This is a genomic window from Streptomyces sp. NBC_01571 (assembly GCF_026339875.1).
GTDB lineage: Bacteria > Actinomycetota > Actinomycetes > Streptomycetales > Streptomycetaceae > Streptomyces.
In genome coordinates this window covers 7,970,032-7,987,074 of record NZ_JAPEPZ010000001.1, presented here as the reverse complement: position 1 = coordinate 7,987,074, position 17,043 = coordinate 7,970,032, and the positions used below count along the sequence as shown (strand labels likewise).

Sequence of the window (17,043 nt, the reverse complement as noted above, 5' to 3'; positions counted from 1 at the left end):
GTCACCACACCGGGGGCGTCGGGGACGATGCCGGTGGCTTCCAACACGTCCATTCCCCCGGCCCAGGCACCGGCCTTCAGCGAGTGGTCGGTCTCGTACAGTCGCGTGCCTTGAGCCGTGGTCAGGTACTCACCGCCCTGCACGACCTTGTCCTGAGGGACGCCCGTCGCCTGTCCTGTGGGGCTGTACGTGTCCGGGCCGTGCTGGTCGGGCTTGGGTGGCAGCGGCTCGACCGGCTCGGTCGGCTCGTCGACGGGTGGCGGCACCGGGCCCGGCGCGCCCGGGATCTCGTTACCGGGATGGACGACTTTCTGGATCTTGTCGGTAACCGCCGTCACGGGGTTCTTCTTCGCGTCGCGGCACCCGTCCGACCTGCGGCATGGCGTGACTCGTCGGCGGATGCTTCTGGGGGGACCTGCGGGGCCCCTGTGACGGTTGTGGTTTTGCTCCCTGCCTCGCGGGCACACGATCAGTGAGACTCCGTGGAGGTACCGAGATGACTGCCGGAGAAAGAGCGAAGGCAAAGGCCGAACAGGTCATCGGGAAGACCGTTCGCAAGGCGGCCCACGCGGCACACAAGGAAACCCTCGCGGCAAAAGGTGCCGCCCTCGAAGCACGAGGCATGATGCGGGGTGCGAAGGAAAGCTCCAAGGGCACCTTCAAGCGCTGACGCAACCACGACATTGCCGCCCAGGAGCTTCCGCACACGCCACTCTCGGCCCGCTCCGGCGAGCGGCGCCCGCCCAGCCACCCCTCCTGAGCGACCAGGTCCTGCGTCATCCTGAGCGACCAGGTCCTGTGTCGAATCGCGCGACGCCCTGCTACAGGCCTGCCGTATCAGCTCTGCGGCAGAAGGGTTCCGAGGGGCCCGAGGTCGAGGTTGAGATCCTCCGGCCGGACTCCGTACTGCTCGCAGAGCTCGGTCATCCGCTGGTCCAGCAGCATCAGAGTGGTCCCGATCTCGTCCACCTGCGCATCGCTGAGATCGCCCTGCTCGACACGGCGAATCGCCTGCCGCTCCATCAGTTGCCTGAGGAGCTCGACCACCGTGAGCACCAGGGCGACGAGGTCACGCCCCATCTTCTCGGAGTCGAGGTCGACCCGGGATCGCGTCACAGTGGGCCTCCGTCCGCCCAGGGAGCGGGAACGCGTTCGTTGACGGACGACAACAGAGCATGAAGCGACACCCGCACCAACGGAACGTCGGCGATGGCGATGACCAGGTCACCGCTGATGACCACCCCGGTGGCCAGGACGCGGTCCAGCAGGTCGACGAGAGGCACCCCGATGGGGCCCTGCAGCGGCCCGGGGTTGTCCCAAGGCACCACGTCGCGTGTCACGGTCTACACCTCGCCGACGAAGGAATAGGGCACCCACGGCCCGGACAGCTCGATCTGTACCCCGGTCCGTTCGCGCAGCGACTGTGCCAGCAGGGTGAGCTCGCCGGCGCGGTGCTCCGCTACCAGATACGTTGCGTTGAGGACCTGGATCCGCCGTTCCCCGGAGAGCTGCTGACCGTGCGGTCGCAACCTGCGGGACGCGGCGGCGAGGAGACTGATTTCGGCATCCACCGATTCGGCGACCCGCAGTGCCTCGTCCTGGCTCCGCTCGCGACGCTCCTGCACTCCGCGCTTGCGCTCCAGGTAGGCGAGGCCGGCTCCGGGTGCCGGGCGGGACCGGCCTGCCGGGGTGGCACTGCGGATCGAATCGTCCGGTGGGCAGGGTGGTGCGTACACCTTCACGCCCCACTCGGCATGGTGAGCAATGCGCTGGAGCGCCGTATGAAACCGGTCGGCCTCGCTGCTCAGCGCGTCCCGCGCCCTCTGCTCACCGTGGTACAGCGTGGCCATGGGCAGCGGGACGGTGGGGCAGCAGGCGGCAGCCGCGCTGACGACATCGTGGTGGGCGCGGGCGTAACGTTCGAGTTCCCGCTGGTCGGACAGGCGTGCCTGCCATGCCTCGTCGGTGAAGTCGCGGGCTCGGACGGTCTGGACGATCGCTGTCAGCGTCTCCAGCGGCAGTGTGCTCACGGGCGCCTCGTCGGTGACCCCTCGCAGACCGACGAGGGCCGACGGTTCCGGGTTCCAGCAGACGGCGAACACGTAGGTGGCGTTGGCGTCCGAATGCCCAGGGCCGCGCTCCGTCATGTTCCTCGGTTCTCCTTGGTCCTTGCTGGATGAGGTGAATGCGATGGATGAGGTGGATGGAGTGGGTGAGGCGGGATTGCCGCTCTGGGGTCACCGCTCGGGCGAGTCGTCCTCCGTCTTGGATTCGAGCGCCTCCAGACGCTCACGCAACGCGCGATTCTCGTCCTGCAGGGCGTTGCGGGAAGCGCGCGAGCTGAGTGCCGGATCGGTCTCCCACCAGTCGATTCCCGCCTTCTTCGCGGTATCCACGGAGGCCACGAACAGGCGGATCCGGATGGTGAGCAGCTCGATGTCGAGGAGGTCGACCTTGATGTCCCCGGCGATCACGATCCCTTTGTCGAGAACACGTTCGAGGATGTCGGCAAGGTTGGTGGTCTGGGGGCCGGATACGGGATAGGACCTCTGCCGGAAGTCGACGTCAGTCACGGCGCCGCCTCTGCCCTCGCCGCTTCTTGGAGGCGGACGCGTCCTCATCCTCCTCGCCGTCCTCCTCTTCGTCCTCGTACGCGCCTTCGCCTTCTTCGTCCTCCGCTCCCTCTTCCTCCTCCTCGTCCTCCTCTTCGTCCTCGGGCTCGTCCTCGTAGGCGTCCTCGGCTTCGTCCTCGTAGGCGGAGTCGGCGCCTTCCGCGGCCTCGTCCTCGTCGTCGCCCTCGGGCTCCTCGCCCTCCGACTCCTCCTGCTCGGCTTCCTCTTCCTCCATGGCGTCCTCGTGGGACACGACGACTTCACCGTCGCGGATTTCACCGCGCCAGCCTTCGGGCTCTTCGTTGGTGAGGCTGACGTACCGCTGGAAGTTCTTGAAGTCCAGTCGCAGGCGGCGCCCTTGGGCCCGCCACAGGTTGCCGGTCTTCTCGAAGAACCCGGACGGGTAGTACTCCACGACCAGGACGATTCGGGTCAGGGTAGGTGCCAGTTCATGGAAACTGACCGCGCCTCGAGTGGTGCCCTTTGCTCCTTCGGAGGTCCAGACAATGCGGTCGTCGGGAATCTGTTCCTGAACAGTCGCTTTGTAACTGCGCGAAGAAGGACCGACTTTGACCTTCCAGTCGCTCCCGACCTCGTCGGTCTTCGAGACGTCGCGAACGCCCTTCGCGAAGCTGCTGAACTGGTCGTACTGCGTCCAGTAGTCGTAAGCATCGCGCAGCGGCACGCCGACATCGAGGACCTCGATGATGTTCATGACCTTGCCGCCGCTGGACTTGCGTTTCCCCTTCCCCCCGCCGAACGCGTCCTTGACCTTCCCTACGACGTTGTCCTTGACGCCTTTGGCCTTTTCCGAGACGAAGGCCTTCAGCGGGGAGTCACCCTGCAGGATGCGCGACCCGATCGCCGGAAGTGAGCCGGACTCGGACGCTTCGGAAAGCTTTCCGGTGACGTCCGTCAGTTTTTCCCCCGCCTTCTCGGCGAGATTCTCCACCTGCGCGGAGAGGAACTTGGACAGCTCTTCGCGGATCCGGTCCATACCCGAGGTTTCCTCGGCGGGTTGATCTTTCTCCGTCTTGGTCATGGCTGGCTACCTCCGACGATCGGCGCGCTTGGATCCTGCTCGCTTCGATGACGTCGTCTTCTTGGCCGCGGTCTTCTTGGCGGGTGCGGACTTCTTCGCCGTCGCGCTCCTGGGCGCGGACTTCTTCGCCGGGGCGGACTTCTTTGCCGCCGCCTTCTTGGCCGGCGCGGCCTTTTTCGCCGGTGCGGACTTCTTCGCCGGGGCGGACTTCTTCGCCGCCGCCTTCTTGGCCGGCGCGGCCTTCCGAGGCGCGGCCTTGGCCGTCCGGCTCCTCTTCTCCGCGCGGGAGGGAGCTGTCTTCTTGGGTGTCGCCGGTGCGGATGCCCTGCGGGACCGTGCCGATCGGGATGGGCTGCGTCGCGGCTGCGGCCGCCCCTCTTCCGGCTCTTCCGGCTCTTCCTCTTCTTCCTCTTCTTCCTCCTCGGCCTCCGGCTCCTCCTCTTCCTCCTCGGCCTCCGGCTCGTCCTCTTCTTCCTCGTCCTCGTACTCCGCCTCCGGCTCTCCCTCTTCCTCCTCCTCTTCCTCCTCGGCCTCCGGCTCTTCCTCTTCCTCGTACTCGGCGTCTTCGTCCTCCGGCGCGTACTCCTCCTCTTCCTCCTCGTCCTCGCCCGCGACCTCACCGAGCCGGGCCGTACGGTCGCTGATGGCGTCGGCAAGCGTGCTCATCCCCCGGTCGGCAGCGGCTGCCACTGCCTTACGTCCCGCTTGGAGGACTTCGCCCCGCAACTGCTCCTGCAACTCGGCGAACTGGGGAATCTCCCCCAGTCTCCGCATACCCTCGGCTGCGAGCTGGCGAGGCTCGAGGCCGAATCGTCGGCCCGCCAGATAGGTCGCGATGGACAGAGCCAGGCGGCCCTTCTTCGTTCGGCCCAGCACATAACCGCCCACCACAGCGGCTGCGAGGGTGACCTTTTCCTTCTCATCCATGAGCGTGTCCCCTTCGGTCATTCGGTGCGGGAGCGACCTGTGTGGCATACAGCCGATCGAGCAGTCGTTCCTCTTCTCGTTCGAACTCCTCCAAGCTGATGTCCCCGTCCTCGAGTTCGCGGTTCAGCAGAGCCAACTGGGCGCGGAGCACCCCTGGGTCGTGCAACTCGCGATCGGCCGCGTCATTGAGCTTTTCTGCCACCCAGATGACGCCACGGACCGGTGCGATGGGGAGTGTGAGAATTCCGGTGATCAGACCCATGTCAGACTCCCGCCGTCCGCACAGAGGTGCCTTCGGCGGAGACAAAGCTGTAGCAGGGCAGCGGGCCTGCCATGCGCAGTTCGACGCGGTCGCGGTGTGCTTCGGCGAACTTCTCCGCCGCGTCTAGGAAGCCGTCGCTGTCGGCCCGATCGACGAGGAACGACACGTTGAGCACGCATCCCTGGACTTCCGGTCCGGTGGCCACGGCGCGCGCCCTGGGTGTGAGTTCACGCAGTACTCGCCGGCCCGCTTCGGCGGCCCTGCTGTCCAGAGCGGTCGCGACGGCTTCGCCCAATCGGACGTTGGCTTCATAACCGGGCCTTCGACGTGCCTCGTCCCGCAGCCGCCGGACGTGCTTGTCCTCCGCGACGAGGCTTCCCAGCGCGTTCTGTGCCGGAAACGCCTTGACGTTGACCTCGACCCCGTCGTCGAGGAGTTCCAGCACAGCCAGGTGCTCCGCCTCGCGGGCCGCCAGTTGACCGCGCACCAACTCCTCGTCCGGTGCCACCATCCCGAATCGCATGGGCAGGACCGGGCCTTGGTCCGAAAGGCGCAGCAACAGTTCCTGGTGAGCCAGAAGGTCCCGTCGTCTGGCGCGAAGGTTCGGGGGCGCCTCGCTGACGACGGCGGCGACCCGGCCCTGCCGGACCGTTCGCAGCGGGGCGGCGGGGCTGCCCACACCGTTTGTGTCTGTCGGCAACGGATTCCCCGCCCGGATGATCGCGTACACGTACACCCCGTCGGTTGCCACGACTCAGGCCTCCACCGGTCGTCGACTCGTGCGGCTTCGGGCAGGAGCACGCCGCTTCCTCGGTCGTTCCTGCTGCTCGTCCTCGTCCTCGTCGTGGTCGTCGGAGTCGTCGCTGCGGCCCCCGACTGCCTTGCGTACGGTGTCCCCCACGCTCTCCGCGGCCTTGCGGACCTTGCGTTTCCCGATGGACTTGGCAGCACTGCCGCTGAGCAGTTCGGGAACGGTGGTGCTGCCGGAGTCCCGTTCCAGGTCCAGCCGGTTGCACGCCTCGGCGAACCGCAGGTAGGTGTCCACACTCGCGATGACGATGCGCGCGTCGATCTTGAGGATCTCGATGCCGACCAGGGAGACCCGGACGAACACGTCGATCACCATGCCCCGATCGAGGATGAGTTCCAGCACGTCGTACAACGTGCCGGCGCGCGGCGGGCACGCCACTACCTCATCGGAGTAGGTGGTCGCAGGCATGTGGCGTCCTTCCGATCGTCGGCAAACCTGGGTCACTCATCGGCGGACCCCCGCCGATAGCGGCGGACCCTGCAGTACTCCAGGAGTTCGCCGTCCTGGTCGAGCTGGACCTCGTACGAGGCGAGAAGGCTCGTCGTGTCCGGAATCCGGGGCAGCTCAAGGACGTCCACGACGACACACCAGCCGTCATCGACACGCTTCACCGCTGACACGCCCTCCGTGGGATGGCCGATCAGCCCCTCCAGGCTCCGGCAGGCAGCCTTCGCGGCTTGGCCTGCCCCCCGCACGGGTGGTGGGCGGCGAGCGGCTGTCGTCGAGGATTTCCCGGCGCGCGGCCGACGTTCTTCTGCCATGCCTACAAGTCTGATCAATCTCAGCCATAGCGCACGTCGAGCAGAGCAGACGGCGTATACATCGGGCGGAGGGCGGAGGGGCCACGCGGGCATGGGCATGGGACGCCGCCTGGTCCGGCGCGGTGGGGACGGCTACCCGGACGTGTGGTGGGCCTCGATCACCGTGATGTCGACGGCGGTCACCGCCAGGCCCAGGTCATGGCCGGAGATGTCCACTACTGAGCGGCGCACCAGTCCGGCCGTCTCCGGCAGGGGACGGTTCATACCGGCGGTCAGGGTCATGCTCACTCGCACGCCCGTGAGGTGGTCGGATCGGGCAAGGCGGCAACTGACGGCGGTGACACCGGGCACCTCGTCCGCCGCGCGCCGCAGTACGGCGGACGCGGCGCGCTCGACTATGTGCAGGGTGCGCGTGGGATCGTCCAAGGGCAGCGTCGGCCCTGGCCACATCTGGTCGTGGACGATGGTCATGACGCGGGCCACGAGGCACTGCGTGCTGGGTGGTTCGCGGTTCTGCAGGGCCTCCGTCGCCGTGTCCAGTGCCGGGTCTTCGAAGGTGTCGCGACAGCAGGGGCAGGCGACGTGATGGCCGGCGGCCGGACCGGTGCCGCCTGCCTCTTCCGGCCGACGGCTCCCGTCCGGGGGCCGCCGGTGGGACGGCATGTGCGGACGGTCGGGGGGCGGCGGCCGGGCGGGTTGGTCGTCTAGCGCCACGGGCCCATCATCTCCTTCAGGGATCGGCGTGCCCGGTACAGCCTTCCGCGGACCGTCTGCTCGGAGGTGCCGGTCACCTGGGCGATCTGTTCGTAAGGCAGGCCGTGCAGTTCCCGCAGGATCCAGCACACCCGCTGACCGGGGTCGAGAGCGCCGAGCGCGTCGGCCAGGGCGTCGGCGAGGGCGTCCTCTTCAGCCGCCTGTGCCGGCGAGCTGTCCACCTCGGCGGCGGGTTCGGCCACTGCGTTCAACGGTACCGGTGCCGGCCGGCGGCGCAGGGAGTTCAGGCAGCGGTTGACCGTGATGCGGTACATCCAGGTGCTGAACGCGCAGGCGTGACGGAATTCGGGAAGGCGCCTCCAGGCGCTGATGAAGGCGTCCTGGACCGCGTCCTCGGCGTCCGGGAGGTTGCCCAGAGTGTGCAGGGCCAGCGCGAGCAGGGGGCGGCTGTGGCGCCGCATGAGGATGGTGAAGGCCTCCTCGTCGCCCTCACCGGCGCGCGTCGCCAGCAGTCCGTCCGGTGCGGTGAACAATCCGTCGCAGACGGGGGCTCCGGGAGTGGGGTCGCGGCGGGCCGCCCGAGGCGGGGAAGGGCCGGCGATGTGTTGCACGACCGCACCTCCTCCCTGCCGTGATACGGGTGCCCGGCCTGAGATATCTGATGTCGTTTCGCGGAATTATGTGACGATTCGCCGCCCAGGTGTGTCGAATCCTGTGACGGGCACTGCGCCGGTGCCCGCATCGAGTGATCGAGGTGACTGTCATGACGGACACCACCGCCCGTCCCTCCTCCGGACAGGACGGCCCGACTGAACCCGCGACCATGCTGAAGGGGCCGACCGGTGCCGGCACCTCTCCCGAGACGCGGGGCAAGACCACCATCGCCGACGGCGTCGTAGCCAAGATCGCGGGGACGGCCGCACGCGAGGTCCCCGGTATCCACAACCTCGGCGCGGGCATGACCCGTGCCATCGGAGCCGTTCGGGAGCGCGTCCCGGGTGGTGGGACCGGCGGCGTCAGCCGCGGTGTGAAGGTCGAGGTGGGCGAACGCCAGGCCGCTCTGGACATCGACGTCGTCGTCGAGTACGGCTTCGCCATCGTCGATGTGGCGGCCGAGGTGCGCGTCAACGTCATCTCCGCCGTGGAACGCATGACGGGGCTCGAGGTCGTCGAGGTCAACCTCGTCGTCGACGACGTGAACCTGCCCGACGATGACGACGAGGAGCCGGCAGAGGGCCGCGTCCAATGAATCCCGGTCGCGGGCAGCGCTCCGCTCCCCCCGGGGACGACGCGCGCCCGAGGTGTCAGAACACCCCGAGGGACAAGTGAGTGAGCGATGAACACAGCAACAGTAGGCCTGGCGGCCGGAATGGCACTGGGATTCGCCGGATACTTCGGCGGCTTCTGGGCCTTCCTCCTCGTGGCGGTCCTGGGCGCGGTGGGCCTGGTCCTAGGTCTCATCCTGCAGGGCGACGCCGACATATTCACCCGGCGGCAACGGTGAGCCCCGACGCCCGTACCGACGACTCGACCGAGCGCCCCGGCGACGGGCGTGCGAACGACGCACGCGGCGCCCCACCGCCCGCGGAACGCGGCGCGACGGTGATACCTGACCGGGTCGTGGCCCGCATCGCCGCGCGAGCGGCCGGCACAGCACTGCACCGGATCACCGGTCCGCGGCAGCAACTCACTGATCTGGCCGCACCCGGCGCCCGCGCGACCACGCACGACGGGACCGCGCGACTGGCGCTGTCCGTGGACCTCCCCTATCCCACGGACATCACCGCCACCTGCCGGCAACTGCAACACGAGGTCACCGAGAAGGTGGCCCGCCTGACCGGCCTGGACATCAGCGAGGTGATGCTGACGGTACGGCGTCTGGTCGTCGCGGGTCAGCCAGGACGCGTCCGCTGACCCCCCAGCCCGAGCCACCCGCACCGAGCACAGCACCGGCCGTGACCGAGGCCGGCGAAACCCCACCGACCGACGACGGAGGGCGGACACCATGGCACTCTCACACCGGGCCGCCTCGACCGAGCAGGCAACAGGAACGGACCGGCCCGACAGCCGCGCCCCCGCGACCAAGCCTCCGAGGCACGAGGAACGGGGGGCGAGATCACCGCGCCTGTGGTCGGAGCGCCGCGTCCCGGCCGCCCTGGTCGCGCTGGTGGCGTTCTGCGCCGTCGGAGCGCTCCTGTACGACGTGATCGCCGTGCGCGCCGGGCACCGCGCCGAGGCATGGCGCACCCGCATCGCCGAGGAGGTGACCGCCCGCCCGGTCGACGACCCCTGGCTGCTGGCCACGGGCGCCGTCGCCGTCGTTCTCGGCTTGTGGCTCCTCATCCTCGCCCTCACGCCCGGACTGCGCCGGCTCCTGCCGCTGCGGGCACCCGAGGAGTCCACGGAGACAGGGGCCTGGCTGGATCGCAAGGGTGCCGCCATGGTGCTGCGCGATGCCGCGATGCGGGTCCCCGGCATCAGCCGTGCCGTGGTCCGGGTCGGACGTCGCCGCGTGATCGCCCGCGCGGAGGTCCGCTTCCGCGACACCGCGACCGTCCGCAGCGACCTCACCCGGGCCCTGCAGGAGCAGTGCCGTCAGCTCGCCCTGGCGCACACCCCGCGGCTGACGGTCCGCCTACGACACCACACCCACTGACAGGCCCGGGAGCTCGCCATGAACGGTCGATCCACTCTCAACCGTCTCCTGTTGGCTCTTTGCGGCCTCGTGCTGCTGGGAGGCGGCCTGCTGATCCTCTTCGCCGGTTTCGACCTCTATCGCCGGCTCGACGTGATCCCGCCCGCCGGGTGGCCCGTGGCCACGCCCCACGACGTCCTCGTCAGCAACGCCGACCGCCTCCGCTGGAGCGACCAGGGCTGGTGGTGGTGGCCCGCCGTCATCGCCGTCCTGGTGCTGGCGGCCGTCCTGGCCCTCATGTGGCTTCTCACCCAGCTGCGCCACCGTCCCGGCGCGGTACACCTGGGCGGGACGCCCCCGCCCGAAAGTGTCGAACTGCGGGGCCGTGCCCTGAGCGATGCCGTGACCTCCGAAGCGCGTGCTCTGCCCGACGTCAAGCAGGCCAGCGCCCGCCTCACCGGACGGGCGACCGGTCCCCGGCTCCACGTGGCCCTCACGCTGACGGATCACGGACTTCCCGCCCCCGTCCTACGAGCCCTGTGTCAAGGCCCGGTGGCACACGCACGCCAGTCCACGGGGTTGGCCCACCTGCCCACCCAGGCACACCTGCACATCGACAGGCACAAGGCGCACCGCGCCGAATAGGAACGCTGCCGCCGAGGGCACTGAGCCGACGGCACCGAGGGCACCGAGCGGCGCGACGAGCCGCACACACCGGCGCTCTCCCCCGGAACAACGCGACGGAGAAGCACCCGCGAGGTGTTCGCGGGCCGAGGTCCGTCACGAAGCGGTCGGCGGGTATACGTGTACCGACGCGAGCAGCCCGCGGGTGCACAGTTCCTCGACGACGCGGAACAGGTAATGGTGTTCGTCCATGGGCGGGCCCCATGAGGTGTCCGTCCCGGTGGGTCCGACGGCCGGGCGGGAGGAGTCGCGCGCGCCAGGTGAACGGCGGCCCCCCAGCGCTGAGGGTTGTGCCTGCATCACCGCAATATCGGCGTCGAAGGGTGAGCCCTGCATACGGCAATCGGGTGACCGACCGAGTGCGGCCTCGCCGCCCGTGCGCCGGATCGCGGCACCACGGCACGACAGACCATGGATGCGCGCCCGATCCGCCGGCCCACCGGAGCCGCCACCCCACCCGAGCCCCCGCCGCACCGTTTAGCACATCAGTACGCCCTATGGGTGTTTATGTACCCTTTATAGGTAGGTAGTGGACAGACATCTCTCCTCGGAGGCCATCATGGCGTCAACCCACCGCGCACCCATCGAAGAGCACCCCGACCTGATGGGCCTGCGCGCCCGGCACGACCGCGCCGCCACCACCCCACGCGCCCAGATGATCGAGGCCCTGGCCCTCCTCGCCGGCCTGTACATCGCCGCGTCCCCCTGGATATGCGGCTTCCTCGGCGCCACCCAGCTCGCCGTCACCAACCTCATCGTCGGCATCGCCTACATGCTGCTCCTGGGAGGCCTCGGCAACTCCTACGAGCGCACCCACTCCATGGCCTGGGCCGCCGCCGTCATCGGCATCTGGACCTGCGTGGCCCCCTGGGTCGTCGCCGGCGACGTCGCCCACACCCGCTCCATCACCAGCAACCTGATCGCCGGCGCCGTAGCGACCCTGATCGCCGTCGCCGCCGCCTTCACAGCGCACGACCGCACCGGCCACGGCACCGCCAGCCCCGACGACGGGCGCACCATGACCCCAGGGCGCTACGACCGCTGACCCGTCCTGCGCGGCCCGGGCCTCGGGCCCCCGGCAGCCGAACGATCGGAGCCATCCAGGTCGACTTGACCCCGGACGTCGACAACGCCTGCGTGGCGCTCTCCACGGGCGCCACACGGGATCCGCGGGCACCTGCTTCCGGTCCGCCTGGCTCACCTGTCGGTGCGGCGGCTCACATATGGAGCGGCGGCTCAGACATTGGTGCGGCGTCGGCGTACGACGACCCACAGGTCGATTGCGGCAATCGCGGTGAGCAGCCCGAAGAGCGCGGCCAGGACGGCCAGGGTGGTGGGGCCGACGGTGTCTCCGGAGTGAGCGTGAGAAGCCCAGAGGGCGAACCCGATGGTGGCCGCGGCGAACAACGGCGTAAAGGTCAGCGCGAGAAGGAATCGCAGCTTGAGGGCGCTGCGGGCGGTACTCGGCTCGGTGCCGCTACGCCTTCGCCGCGGGAGCGTTGCACACATATGAATTTCCCTTCGCCTGCCCTTTGCTGATACTCCTCTTCCAGGGTGCATGCGCGCTTCGCGCCATGCGAGAGGCGGTCGGGCCGTCCACGACTTCCCAAGCGATCCGCGATCCGCGGCTCCCACCATGCCCCTCTCGGCGGCCCCCTCCGCACTGGTCCTCGCCGGAGCACCATGGATGACACTCCCGCCCACGGTGCGAGTCGTCGCAGCGCGCGAGCTATATCGTGATGCGCATGGCTCCCGCCCGTCGGGGCCCTGGAGCTCCAACGCTCCCTCCAGGGCCCCGATACTTCTGGAGCACTTGCTCTCAAGGGGCCTGCGAAGACACCGCATCTGACGCCGCGCACCGGTCCACCGGGGATTACGGGACACCGCCCCGCTCGCATGCCGGGAATTCCAACGAGAGTGCGGCATTGCGCGGGGCACCCACAAAGGCGATATCGCCACCTCCCCCTGTCCGAGCAGAATAAATTTGATGCGAATTGTTCGACGCCCCTATGACGCGCAATCATGGGCATGCACTCAGAGAGAATGTCGGATGATCTGAATCGAGAAGGTGAATTATTCAACTGCTCATTGCGCCATCCGAAGGGTAAGCACTTCCCTTACCCTCTCCATAGCTTCCGGGCTGATTTTCCTGCGTAATATGCCACATCAGCAACATGGCTTCCCGGGCGATCGGTAGGGCCCGGTACGCCACGGCCCCCACAGAAAATGGCCCCTAGATGAAGCTGAAGTTCCCTCAAGCGGCTCGCGGCCGTAATTTGTCCGGCTTGCTGGCCTCGGCTCTCGCCGCGACGGTTGCCGCCACGATGGTCGCCCTGACCCCGACACAGGCGATGGCCATTGCCACACCCGTGCCGTTGGCCACCGCCGCGAGTTTCTCCGTCCTCTCCGGTCAGGGCGTCATGAACACCGGCCCGTCGGTGCTCAGCCACGACCTCGGCACGAGCCCGAACCCGGCCATCACCGGATTCCCGCCCGGCCTGGTACTCGGCGCCGTGCACCCCGCCGACGCTGTCGCGCTCCAGGCCAAGTCCGACCTGGTGACGGCCTACAACCAGGCGGCCGGCCAGGCCACGGACTTCGCACTGCCGGCGGCCATCACCACGGGCACCACGTTGATCCCGGGTGTCTACACCGCCACGTCCGGCGTCGGACTCACCGGCGACCTGATCCTGGACGCCGGAGGAAACCCGAACGCCGTCTGGGTGTTCCAGATCCCCGAAGCCCTCACGACGGCATCGTCCAGCCGCGTGCTGCTGACCAACGGCGCATCGGCCTGCAACGTGTACTGGCAGATCGGGAGTTCGGCCACCCTCGGCACCACCTCCACGTTCGTGGGCACCCTGATGGCCCTCACCTCGATCAGCGTGACCACCGGCACGAACATCGAGGGCCGGGCCCTGGCCCGCAACGGCGCCGTGACCCTGGACAGCAACAAGATCTTCCTCAACAACTGCGCGACCACCACCACCGGCGGCACCACCACCGGCACGACGACCGGTACCACCACCGGTACCACCACCGGCACGACGACGGGCACCACCACCGGTACCACCACGGGCACGACGACCGGTACCACCACCGGCACGACCACCAGCGGTGGTCTGGTCACGGGTGGCCTGGTCAGTGGCGGCCTCCTGGGCGGATCCGTCGGCAGCGTCACCAGCGGTGACACCTCGGGCAACATCGCCGGCAACACGTCCGGGAACACCGCGGGCAACACCGCCGGGAACACCACCTCCGGGAACACCCAGGGCAACACCGCCGGGAACGGCACCGCCGGAAACACCGTCGGCGGCAACACCACCGGCGGATCCGGACACGGCGGAAAACCCGAAAAGCCGCACCACCACAACAAGCCCGCCCGCCCGCACCACGACGAGAAGCCCCACCACGACGAGAAGCCCCACCACGGCGAGAAGCCCCAGCACGGGCACGACATGGACCACGGCAAGCCCTCCTACGGCGAGCAGCCCGAGGAGAACTACGGCTACGCCGACGTCCCCCACGGCCGCGAGGCCGCCCTCGACCACGCCAAGGGCTACGAGGGCTAGACGACACCCCGCAGTGAATCCGCTCAGCGGATGACGGCGCGCGGCGGAATCCTCACCGATCCCGCCGCGCGCCGCCGTGGGCGGCCGACGGGGCGGGGACCTTGTGAGCGGTACGGCCCGCAGCGCGGCTCGGCGCGGACGCGACGCGCCTTGGAAAAATTTGGGGCCGCTGTCGATCCGGCCGCGTCCCGTTCGACGTCATGATGTGGGGCACCTCGCCACACGATGACGCGACAGGACCTGACGAGGAAACACATGGATCAACTGCTCAGAGTCATGAACTTCAACGTCTCGAGCGACGGAATCGCTGCCGGTGAGCACCAGAGTCTCGAGAGACCGTTCGGCTACGACCATCCCGAGAGACTGTTCGCCTGGGCCGGAGCGACGGCGAGCTGGCCCATGCGCACGGATCCTGGGGGGAGCCGGGGCCTCGACGACTATTTCACCCGGGACTTCGCACACAACATCGGTGCCGAGATCATGGGCCGCAACAAGTTCGGGCCCCAGCGCGGGCCCTGGCAGGACCATGAGTGGCGCGGCTGGTGGGGGGAGGAGCCCCCGTTCCACACGCCGGTGTTCGTCATGACTCACCACGGGCGTCCGTCGTTCACGCTCTCCGACACCACGTTCCACTTCGTCGACGACGACCCTGCCACGGTCCTCGAATCGGCGCGTGGAGTGGCACAGGGCAAGGACGTCCGGCTCGGCGGCGGGGTCACCACCATCCGGCAGTTCCTTGATGCCGGCCTCGTCGACACCATGCACGTGGCGGTCTCGCCGGTGAAGCTCGGGCCCGGGCTCAAACTCTGGGAGTCCCCCGACGAGCTGCTCGACCGGTTCCACCTGGAGGTCGTGCCCAGCCCGAGCGGTGTGACGCACCACCTGTTCTGGCGAAGGTGACGCGAGGACCCAGCGAGTTCAGGCTGCTCCGGGGGCGGGTGTCGGGGTTGCTCCGGCGCGGGCCGTTCGGCCGGGTGGGGTCCCTCTCCACACAGGAGGAACCCCACCCGGCCCGGGGGTGCACGTGGTCCCGGAACCTGACCGCAGCCCGTTCCGGGACTCACCTCAGGTGGGCGGTCTTCCCGACGCGACGCCCGATGCCCGACGCGACGCCTGTCGCCCGTCACCCGTCCAGCGAGGGCCGGGGTGTCAGACCCGGACCGTCTTGAGGGCGCGGGCCCAGGACTCCAGCTGCTCGAACAGCGCGGTCGCCGAAGCGTCGTGCTGCTCACCCGGCTTGAAGACGGAGAAGTTCTCGAAGTCGGTGAACAGCGAGAAGGACAGCTGCTGACGCACATGGGCCAGCTGCAGTTCGCTGGCCACGGCCCGCAGGTGCTCGATGGCCCGCGCACCGCCGAGAGAACCGTAGGAGACGAAGGCGGCGGCCTTGTTGTTCCACTCGCCGTACAGGTAGTCGATCGCGTTCTTGAGCACACCGGAGGTGGAGTGGTTGTACTCGGGCGTCACGAAGATGTACCCGTCGAACTCGGCGATCTTGGCCGCCCAGGTCTTGGTGTGCTCACCCTGGTACTGACCCATGGCCGGCGGCATGGCCTCGTCCAGGTGGGGCAGCGGGTAGTCGGCCAGGTCGACCAGCTCGTACTCGACGCCGGTGCGGGCGCCGGACCGGTCCACCACCCAGTCCGCGACAGCCTTCCCGTTGCGGCCGGGCCGGGTGCTGCCGAGGATGACGGCGATCTTCAGATCACTCATGAGGTCTTCTCCTTGATGGGCCGGCCGGTCCGAGGCCGGGCCGGCGGGTGCGCGGCGGGCGCGGATCGTGGCGCTGAGCCACAGGTACCGGCCTGCCATGCCTTTCATGGCGGTGATGTGGTGCGCGTATCGGTCCACCGTCGCCGTGGCCGTCAGCTCGAGTTCCTCGTCGAGGATCTGGGCTCGCGTCACGGTGAACACGACCGGGGCCCGGACGCCGCGGGCCGTGAGGAGGCCGTCCAGCCGCCACGTGCCGTGGTCGTCGCGACGGGCGCCGGTCGAGGTGAAGGTGATGTCCGGGTGGCTGTCGGTGTCCAGGAACGTCCGCGACAGCACCTTCCGGTCACGCGCCGCGCTACCGCTGCTGAAGCTGGTCGCGTCGGCGACGGCCCCCACGTGGGAGTCGGTGGCGGGTTCGGCGATGGAGACGGCCCCCGAGCGCAGCGCGAAGCTGCCGCGGACGCCACCCAGGCCGAACAGGTGCCTGGCGGAGAAATCGATGCTGGAACGGGACGGGTCGATGACGTACTCGCCCTGGGGGAAACCTTCGGCAGTCACGCAGGACTCCCTTTCGCTTGAACCTTCATGTCCCACCCTAGAACGACACTCATGAAGATTCAAGTGTGAGCCTCGACGCATGAACGTTCACGCCGGATAGACTCGGTACATGTCTGAGCAGCCTCCGCACCCGAACGATCAGCACCGCTGGCTGACCCCCGTGGAGCTGGAGGCATGGCAGCGATTCAGCCTGATGCTGCACAAGCTGCCCACCGCCCTGGAGACGCAGCTGCAGCAGGACTCGGGCCTGCGTTACGTCGAGTACTACGTTCTCGCCGGGCTGTCCGACCAGCCGGGACACCGCATGCGCATGAGCGAACTTGCCGTCCTCGCCAACTCCGAGCTGTCCCGGCTCTCGCACCTGATCAGCAGGCTGGAACGCCGGGGGTTCGTCCGCCGCGAGCCCGACCCCACCAACGGCCGCTACACCCACGCGATCCTGACCGAAGCCGGCCACGCCCATCTCGTCGAGGCCGCCCCAGGACACGTGGCCCGGGTGCGCGACCTCGTCTTCGACGTTCTCGACCCCGCGCTACTGGACAGTCTGCGCACCGCCGCCGAGAAGATCAGCGAGAGGATCGACCGCCGGGAGCAGCAGGACTGCCCCGGCGGTGCCGTCGCCCAGTAGCTTCCACATGTCGGGGGACGGGCCCGGTGCCTCAGTGGGCGATCACCGGCACCGCCCCCTCGTCGTCGACGCCCTCACTGACCGCGCGGCCGGCGTCCACAGCCCCTCCCGCGCAGCGCGTGGG

24 protein-coding genes and 2 pseudogenes are annotated in these 17,043 nt (G+C 68.7%); 10 read left to right on the top strand and 16 right to left on the bottom strand.

All coding sequences use genetic code 11. The features are described 5' to 3' along the window. Nucleotides 1–68 precede the first annotated feature (68 nt). Nucleotides 69–338 (bottom strand): annotated as a pseudogene (locus OHB41_RS35950) (catalase HPII); the annotation flags it as partial. A 158-nt stretch (nt 339–496) separates the two neighbouring features. Between OHB41_RS35950 and OHB41_RS35945 the strand changes: the two are divergent. Next, entirely contained in the window at nt 497–670 is a 174-nt protein-coding gene (locus OHB41_RS35945) for a hypothetical protein (protein WP_266703054.1), read from the top strand. A gap of 167 nt (nt 671–837) precedes the next feature. On the opposite strand, the gene gvpK is transcribed toward OHB41_RS35945, so the two are convergent. The 12 genes from gvpK to OHB41_RS35885 form a co-directional block, all read right to left on the bottom strand. Then, entirely contained in the window at nt 838–1,116 is a 279-nt protein-coding gene (gene gvpK / locus OHB41_RS35940; RefSeq protein ID WP_266703052.1) for a gas vesicle protein K, read from the bottom strand. Next, the gene (gene gvpJ, locus OHB41_RS35935; RefSeq protein WP_266703050.1) at nt 1,113–1,340 is read right to left on the bottom strand and encodes a gas vesicle protein; all 228 of its coding nucleotides are present in this window, start codon (nt 1,338–1,340) and stop codon (nt 1,113–1,115) included. The genes gvpK and gvpJ (OHB41_RS35935) overlap by 4 nt, the downstream gene beginning before the upstream one ends. 3 nt (nt 1,341–1,343) lie before the next feature. Further along, nucleotides 1,344–2,147: a GvpL/GvpF family gas vesicle protein gene (locus OHB41_RS35930; protein ID WP_266703048.1), complete on the bottom strand. Its 804-nt coding sequence runs from the start codon at nt 2,145–2,147 to the stop codon at nt 1,344–1,346. Nucleotides 2,148–2,237: 90 nt separating this feature from the next. Further along, a complete protein-coding gene (gene gvpJ, locus OHB41_RS35925; protein ID WP_266703046.1) occupies nt 2,238–2,573 on the bottom strand; it encodes a gas vesicle protein in 336 nt (111 codons plus the stop codon). Further along, a complete protein-coding gene (locus OHB41_RS35920; protein ID WP_266703044.1) occupies nt 2,566–3,654 on the bottom strand; it encodes an SRPBCC family protein in 1,089 nt (362 codons plus the stop codon). The genes gvpJ (OHB41_RS35925) and OHB41_RS35920 overlap by 8 nt, the downstream gene beginning before the upstream one ends. Before the next feature lie 6 nt (nt 3,655–3,660). Then, complete coding sequence (locus OHB41_RS35915; protein WP_266703042.1) at nt 3,661–4,581, bottom strand: histone protein; 921 nt, start codon at nt 4,579–4,581, stop codon at nt 3,661–3,663. Then, nucleotides 4,574–4,843, bottom strand: a complete 270-nt coding sequence (locus OHB41_RS35910; protein WP_266703040.1) for a gas vesicle protein GvpG — start codon at nt 4,841–4,843, stop codon at nt 4,574–4,576. Before OHB41_RS35910 ends, OHB41_RS35915 begins: the two co-directional genes overlap by 8 nt. A 1-nt stretch (nt 4,844) precedes the next feature. After that, a complete protein-coding gene (locus OHB41_RS35905; protein WP_266703038.1) occupies nt 4,845–5,594 on the bottom strand; it encodes a GvpL/GvpF family gas vesicle protein in 750 nt (249 codons plus the stop codon). Between the two features lie 3 nt (nt 5,595–5,597). Continuing rightward, complete coding sequence (gene gvpJ / locus OHB41_RS35900) at nt 5,598–6,062, bottom strand: gas vesicle protein GvpJ (RefSeq protein WP_266703036.1); 465 nt, start codon at nt 6,060–6,062, stop codon at nt 5,598–5,600. Between the two features lie 32 nt (nt 6,063–6,094). Then, entirely contained in the window at nt 6,095–6,415 is a 321-nt protein-coding gene (gene gvpO / locus OHB41_RS35895; protein ID WP_266703034.1) for a gas vesicle protein GvpO, read from the bottom strand. Nucleotides 6,416–6,547: 132 nt separating this feature from the next. Continuing rightward, entirely contained in the window at nt 6,548–7,078 is a 531-nt protein-coding gene (locus tag OHB41_RS35890) for an Asp23/Gls24 family envelope stress response protein (protein ID WP_266703032.1), read from the bottom strand. 41 nt (nt 7,079–7,119) lie between these two features. Then, complete coding sequence (locus OHB41_RS35885) at nt 7,120–7,662, bottom strand: RNA polymerase sigma factor (RefSeq protein WP_266706392.1); 543 nt, start codon at nt 7,660–7,662, stop codon at nt 7,120–7,122. A 230-nt stretch (nt 7,663–7,892) separates the two neighbouring features. Here OHB41_RS35885 and OHB41_RS35880 point away from each other — a divergent pair, with 230 nt between their 5' ends. The 6 genes from OHB41_RS35880 to OHB41_RS35855 all read left to right on the top strand — a co-directional run bounded on the left by OHB41_RS35880 (nt 7,893) and on the right by OHB41_RS35855 (nt 11,493). Continuing rightward, nucleotides 7,893–8,378 carry an Asp23/Gls24 family envelope stress response protein gene (locus OHB41_RS35880; protein ID WP_266703030.1) on the top strand — a complete coding sequence of 162 codons (486 nt, stop codon included), beginning with the start codon at nt 7,893–7,895 and terminating at the stop codon, nt 8,376–8,378. A gap of 87 nt (nt 8,379–8,465) precedes the next feature. Then, a complete protein-coding gene (locus tag OHB41_RS35875) occupies nt 8,466–8,633 on the top strand; it encodes a hypothetical protein (protein ID WP_266703028.1) in 168 nt (55 codons plus the stop codon). Beyond that, nucleotides 8,630–9,043 carry an Asp23/Gls24 family envelope stress response protein gene (locus OHB41_RS35870; RefSeq protein WP_266703026.1) on the top strand — a complete coding sequence of 138 codons (414 nt, stop codon included), beginning with the start codon at nt 8,630–8,632 and terminating at the stop codon, nt 9,041–9,043. Before OHB41_RS35875 ends, OHB41_RS35870 begins: the two co-directional genes overlap by 4 nt. Before the next feature lie 91 nt (nt 9,044–9,134). After that, the gene (locus tag OHB41_RS35865; RefSeq protein ID WP_266703024.1) at nt 9,135–9,785 is read left to right on the top strand and encodes a DUF6286 domain-containing protein; all 651 of its coding nucleotides are present in this window, start codon (nt 9,135–9,137) and stop codon (nt 9,783–9,785) included. Between the two features lie 18 nt (nt 9,786–9,803). Next, nucleotides 9,804–10,409 carry an alkaline shock response membrane anchor protein AmaP gene (locus OHB41_RS35860; protein WP_266703022.1) on the top strand — a complete coding sequence of 202 codons (606 nt, stop codon included), beginning with the start codon at nt 9,804–9,806 and terminating at the stop codon, nt 10,407–10,409. Between the two features lie 598 nt (nt 10,410–11,007). Then, the gene (locus tag OHB41_RS35855) at nt 11,008–11,493 is read left to right on the top strand and encodes an SPW repeat protein (protein WP_266703020.1); all 486 of its coding nucleotides are present in this window, start codon (nt 11,008–11,010) and stop codon (nt 11,491–11,493) included. A gap of 191 nt (nt 11,494–11,684) precedes the next feature. Here OHB41_RS35855 and OHB41_RS35850 read toward each other — a convergent pair whose 3' ends face one another. Continuing rightward, nucleotides 11,685–11,957 (bottom strand): DUF6343 family protein, encoded by a 273-nt coding sequence (locus OHB41_RS35850; RefSeq protein ID WP_266703018.1) that lies wholly within the window; start codon nt 11,955–11,957, stop codon nt 11,685–11,687. Nucleotides 11,958–12,685: 728 nt separating this feature from the next. Between OHB41_RS35850 and OHB41_RS35845 the strand changes: the two genes are divergently transcribed. Together OHB41_RS35845 and OHB41_RS35840 are read left to right on the top strand one after the other, a co-directional pair. Beyond that, entirely contained in the window at nt 12,686–14,020 is a 1,335-nt protein-coding gene (locus OHB41_RS35845; RefSeq protein ID WP_266703016.1) for an ice-binding family protein, read from the top strand. A 255-nt stretch (nt 14,021–14,275) separates the two neighbouring features. Next, nucleotides 14,276–14,920 carry a dihydrofolate reductase family protein gene (locus OHB41_RS35840; RefSeq protein WP_266703014.1) on the top strand — a complete coding sequence of 215 codons (645 nt, stop codon included), beginning with the start codon at nt 14,276–14,278 and terminating at the stop codon, nt 14,918–14,920. Between the two features lie 249 nt (nt 14,921–15,169). On the opposite strand, the gene OHB41_RS35835 is transcribed toward OHB41_RS35840, so the two are convergent. Both OHB41_RS35835 and OHB41_RS35830 read right to left on the bottom strand, forming a co-directional pair. Continuing rightward, nucleotides 15,170–15,733, bottom strand: coding sequence for an NADPH-dependent FMN reductase (locus OHB41_RS35835; protein WP_266706390.1), 564 nt, complete (start codon nt 15,731–15,733; stop codon nt 15,170–15,172). Nucleotides 15,734–15,853: 120 nt separating this feature from the next. Then, a pseudogene (locus OHB41_RS35830) lies at nt 15,854–16,372 on the bottom strand (YceI family protein); the annotation flags it as partial. A gap of 28 nt (nt 16,373–16,400) precedes the next feature. Between OHB41_RS35830 and OHB41_RS35825 the strand changes: the two are divergent. Then, on the top strand, nt 16,401–16,919 hold the full coding sequence (locus OHB41_RS35825; protein ID WP_266703012.1) for a MarR family winged helix-turn-helix transcriptional regulator: 519 nt from the start codon (nt 16,401–16,403) through the stop codon (nt 16,917–16,919). Nucleotides 16,920–17,043 lie beyond the last annotated feature (124 nt).

Coding starts and splice junctions, on each gene's coding strand:
- OHB41_RS35945 (WP_266703054.1), top strand. CDS start 497: ATGACTGCCGGAGAAAGAGCGAAGGCAAAGGCCGAACAGGTCATCGGG.
- OHB41_RS35930 (WP_266703048.1), bottom strand. CDS start 2,147: ATGACGGAGCGCGGCCCTGGGCATTCGGACGCCAACGCCACCTACGTG.
- OHB41_RS35920 (WP_266703044.1), bottom strand. CDS start 3,654: ATGACCAAGACGGAGAAAGATCAACCCGCCGAGGAAACCTCGGGTATG.
- OHB41_RS35915 (WP_266703042.1), bottom strand. CDS start 4,581: ATGGATGAGAAGGAAAAGGTCACCCTCGCAGCCGCTGTGGTGGGCGGT.
- OHB41_RS35910 (WP_266703040.1), bottom strand. CDS start 4,843: ATGGGTCTGATCACCGGAATTCTCACACTCCCCATCGCACCGGTCCGT.
- gvpJ (WP_266703036.1), bottom strand. CDS start 6,062: ATGCCTGCGACCACCTACTCCGATGAGGTAGTGGCGTGCCCGCCGCGC.
- gvpO (WP_266703034.1), bottom strand. CDS start 6,415: ATGGCAGAAGAACGTCGGCCGCGCGCCGGGAAATCCTCGACGACAGCC.
- OHB41_RS35890 (WP_266703032.1), bottom strand. CDS start 7,078: ATGCCGTCCCACCGGCGGCCCCCGGACGGGAGCCGTCGGCCGGAAGAG.
- OHB41_RS35880 (WP_266703030.1), top strand. CDS start 7,893: ATGACGGACACCACCGCCCGTCCCTCCTCCGGACAGGACGGCCCGACT.
- OHB41_RS35875 (WP_266703028.1), top strand. CDS start 8,466: ATGAACACAGCAACAGTAGGCCTGGCGGCCGGAATGGCACTGGGATTC.
- OHB41_RS35865 (WP_266703024.1), top strand. CDS start 9,135: ATGGCACTCTCACACCGGGCCGCCTCGACCGAGCAGGCAACAGGAACG.
- OHB41_RS35860 (WP_266703022.1), top strand. CDS start 9,804: ATGAACGGTCGATCCACTCTCAACCGTCTCCTGTTGGCTCTTTGCGGC.
- OHB41_RS35855 (WP_266703020.1), top strand. CDS start 11,008: ATGGCGTCAACCCACCGCGCACCCATCGAAGAGCACCCCGACCTGATG.
- OHB41_RS35850 (WP_266703018.1), bottom strand. CDS start 11,957: ATGTGTGCAACGCTCCCGCGGCGAAGGCGTAGCGGCACCGAGCCGAGT.
- OHB41_RS35845 (WP_266703016.1), top strand. CDS start 12,686: ATGAAGCTGAAGTTCCCTCAAGCGGCTCGCGGCCGTAATTTGTCCGGC.
- OHB41_RS35840 (WP_266703014.1), top strand. CDS start 14,276: ATGGATCAACTGCTCAGAGTCATGAACTTCAACGTCTCGAGCGACGGA.
- OHB41_RS35835 (WP_266706390.1), bottom strand. CDS start 15,733: ATGAGTGATCTGAAGATCGCCGTCATCCTCGGCAGCACCCGGCCCGGC.
- OHB41_RS35825 (WP_266703012.1), top strand. CDS start 16,401: ATGTCTGAGCAGCCTCCGCACCCGAACGATCAGCACCGCTGGCTGACC.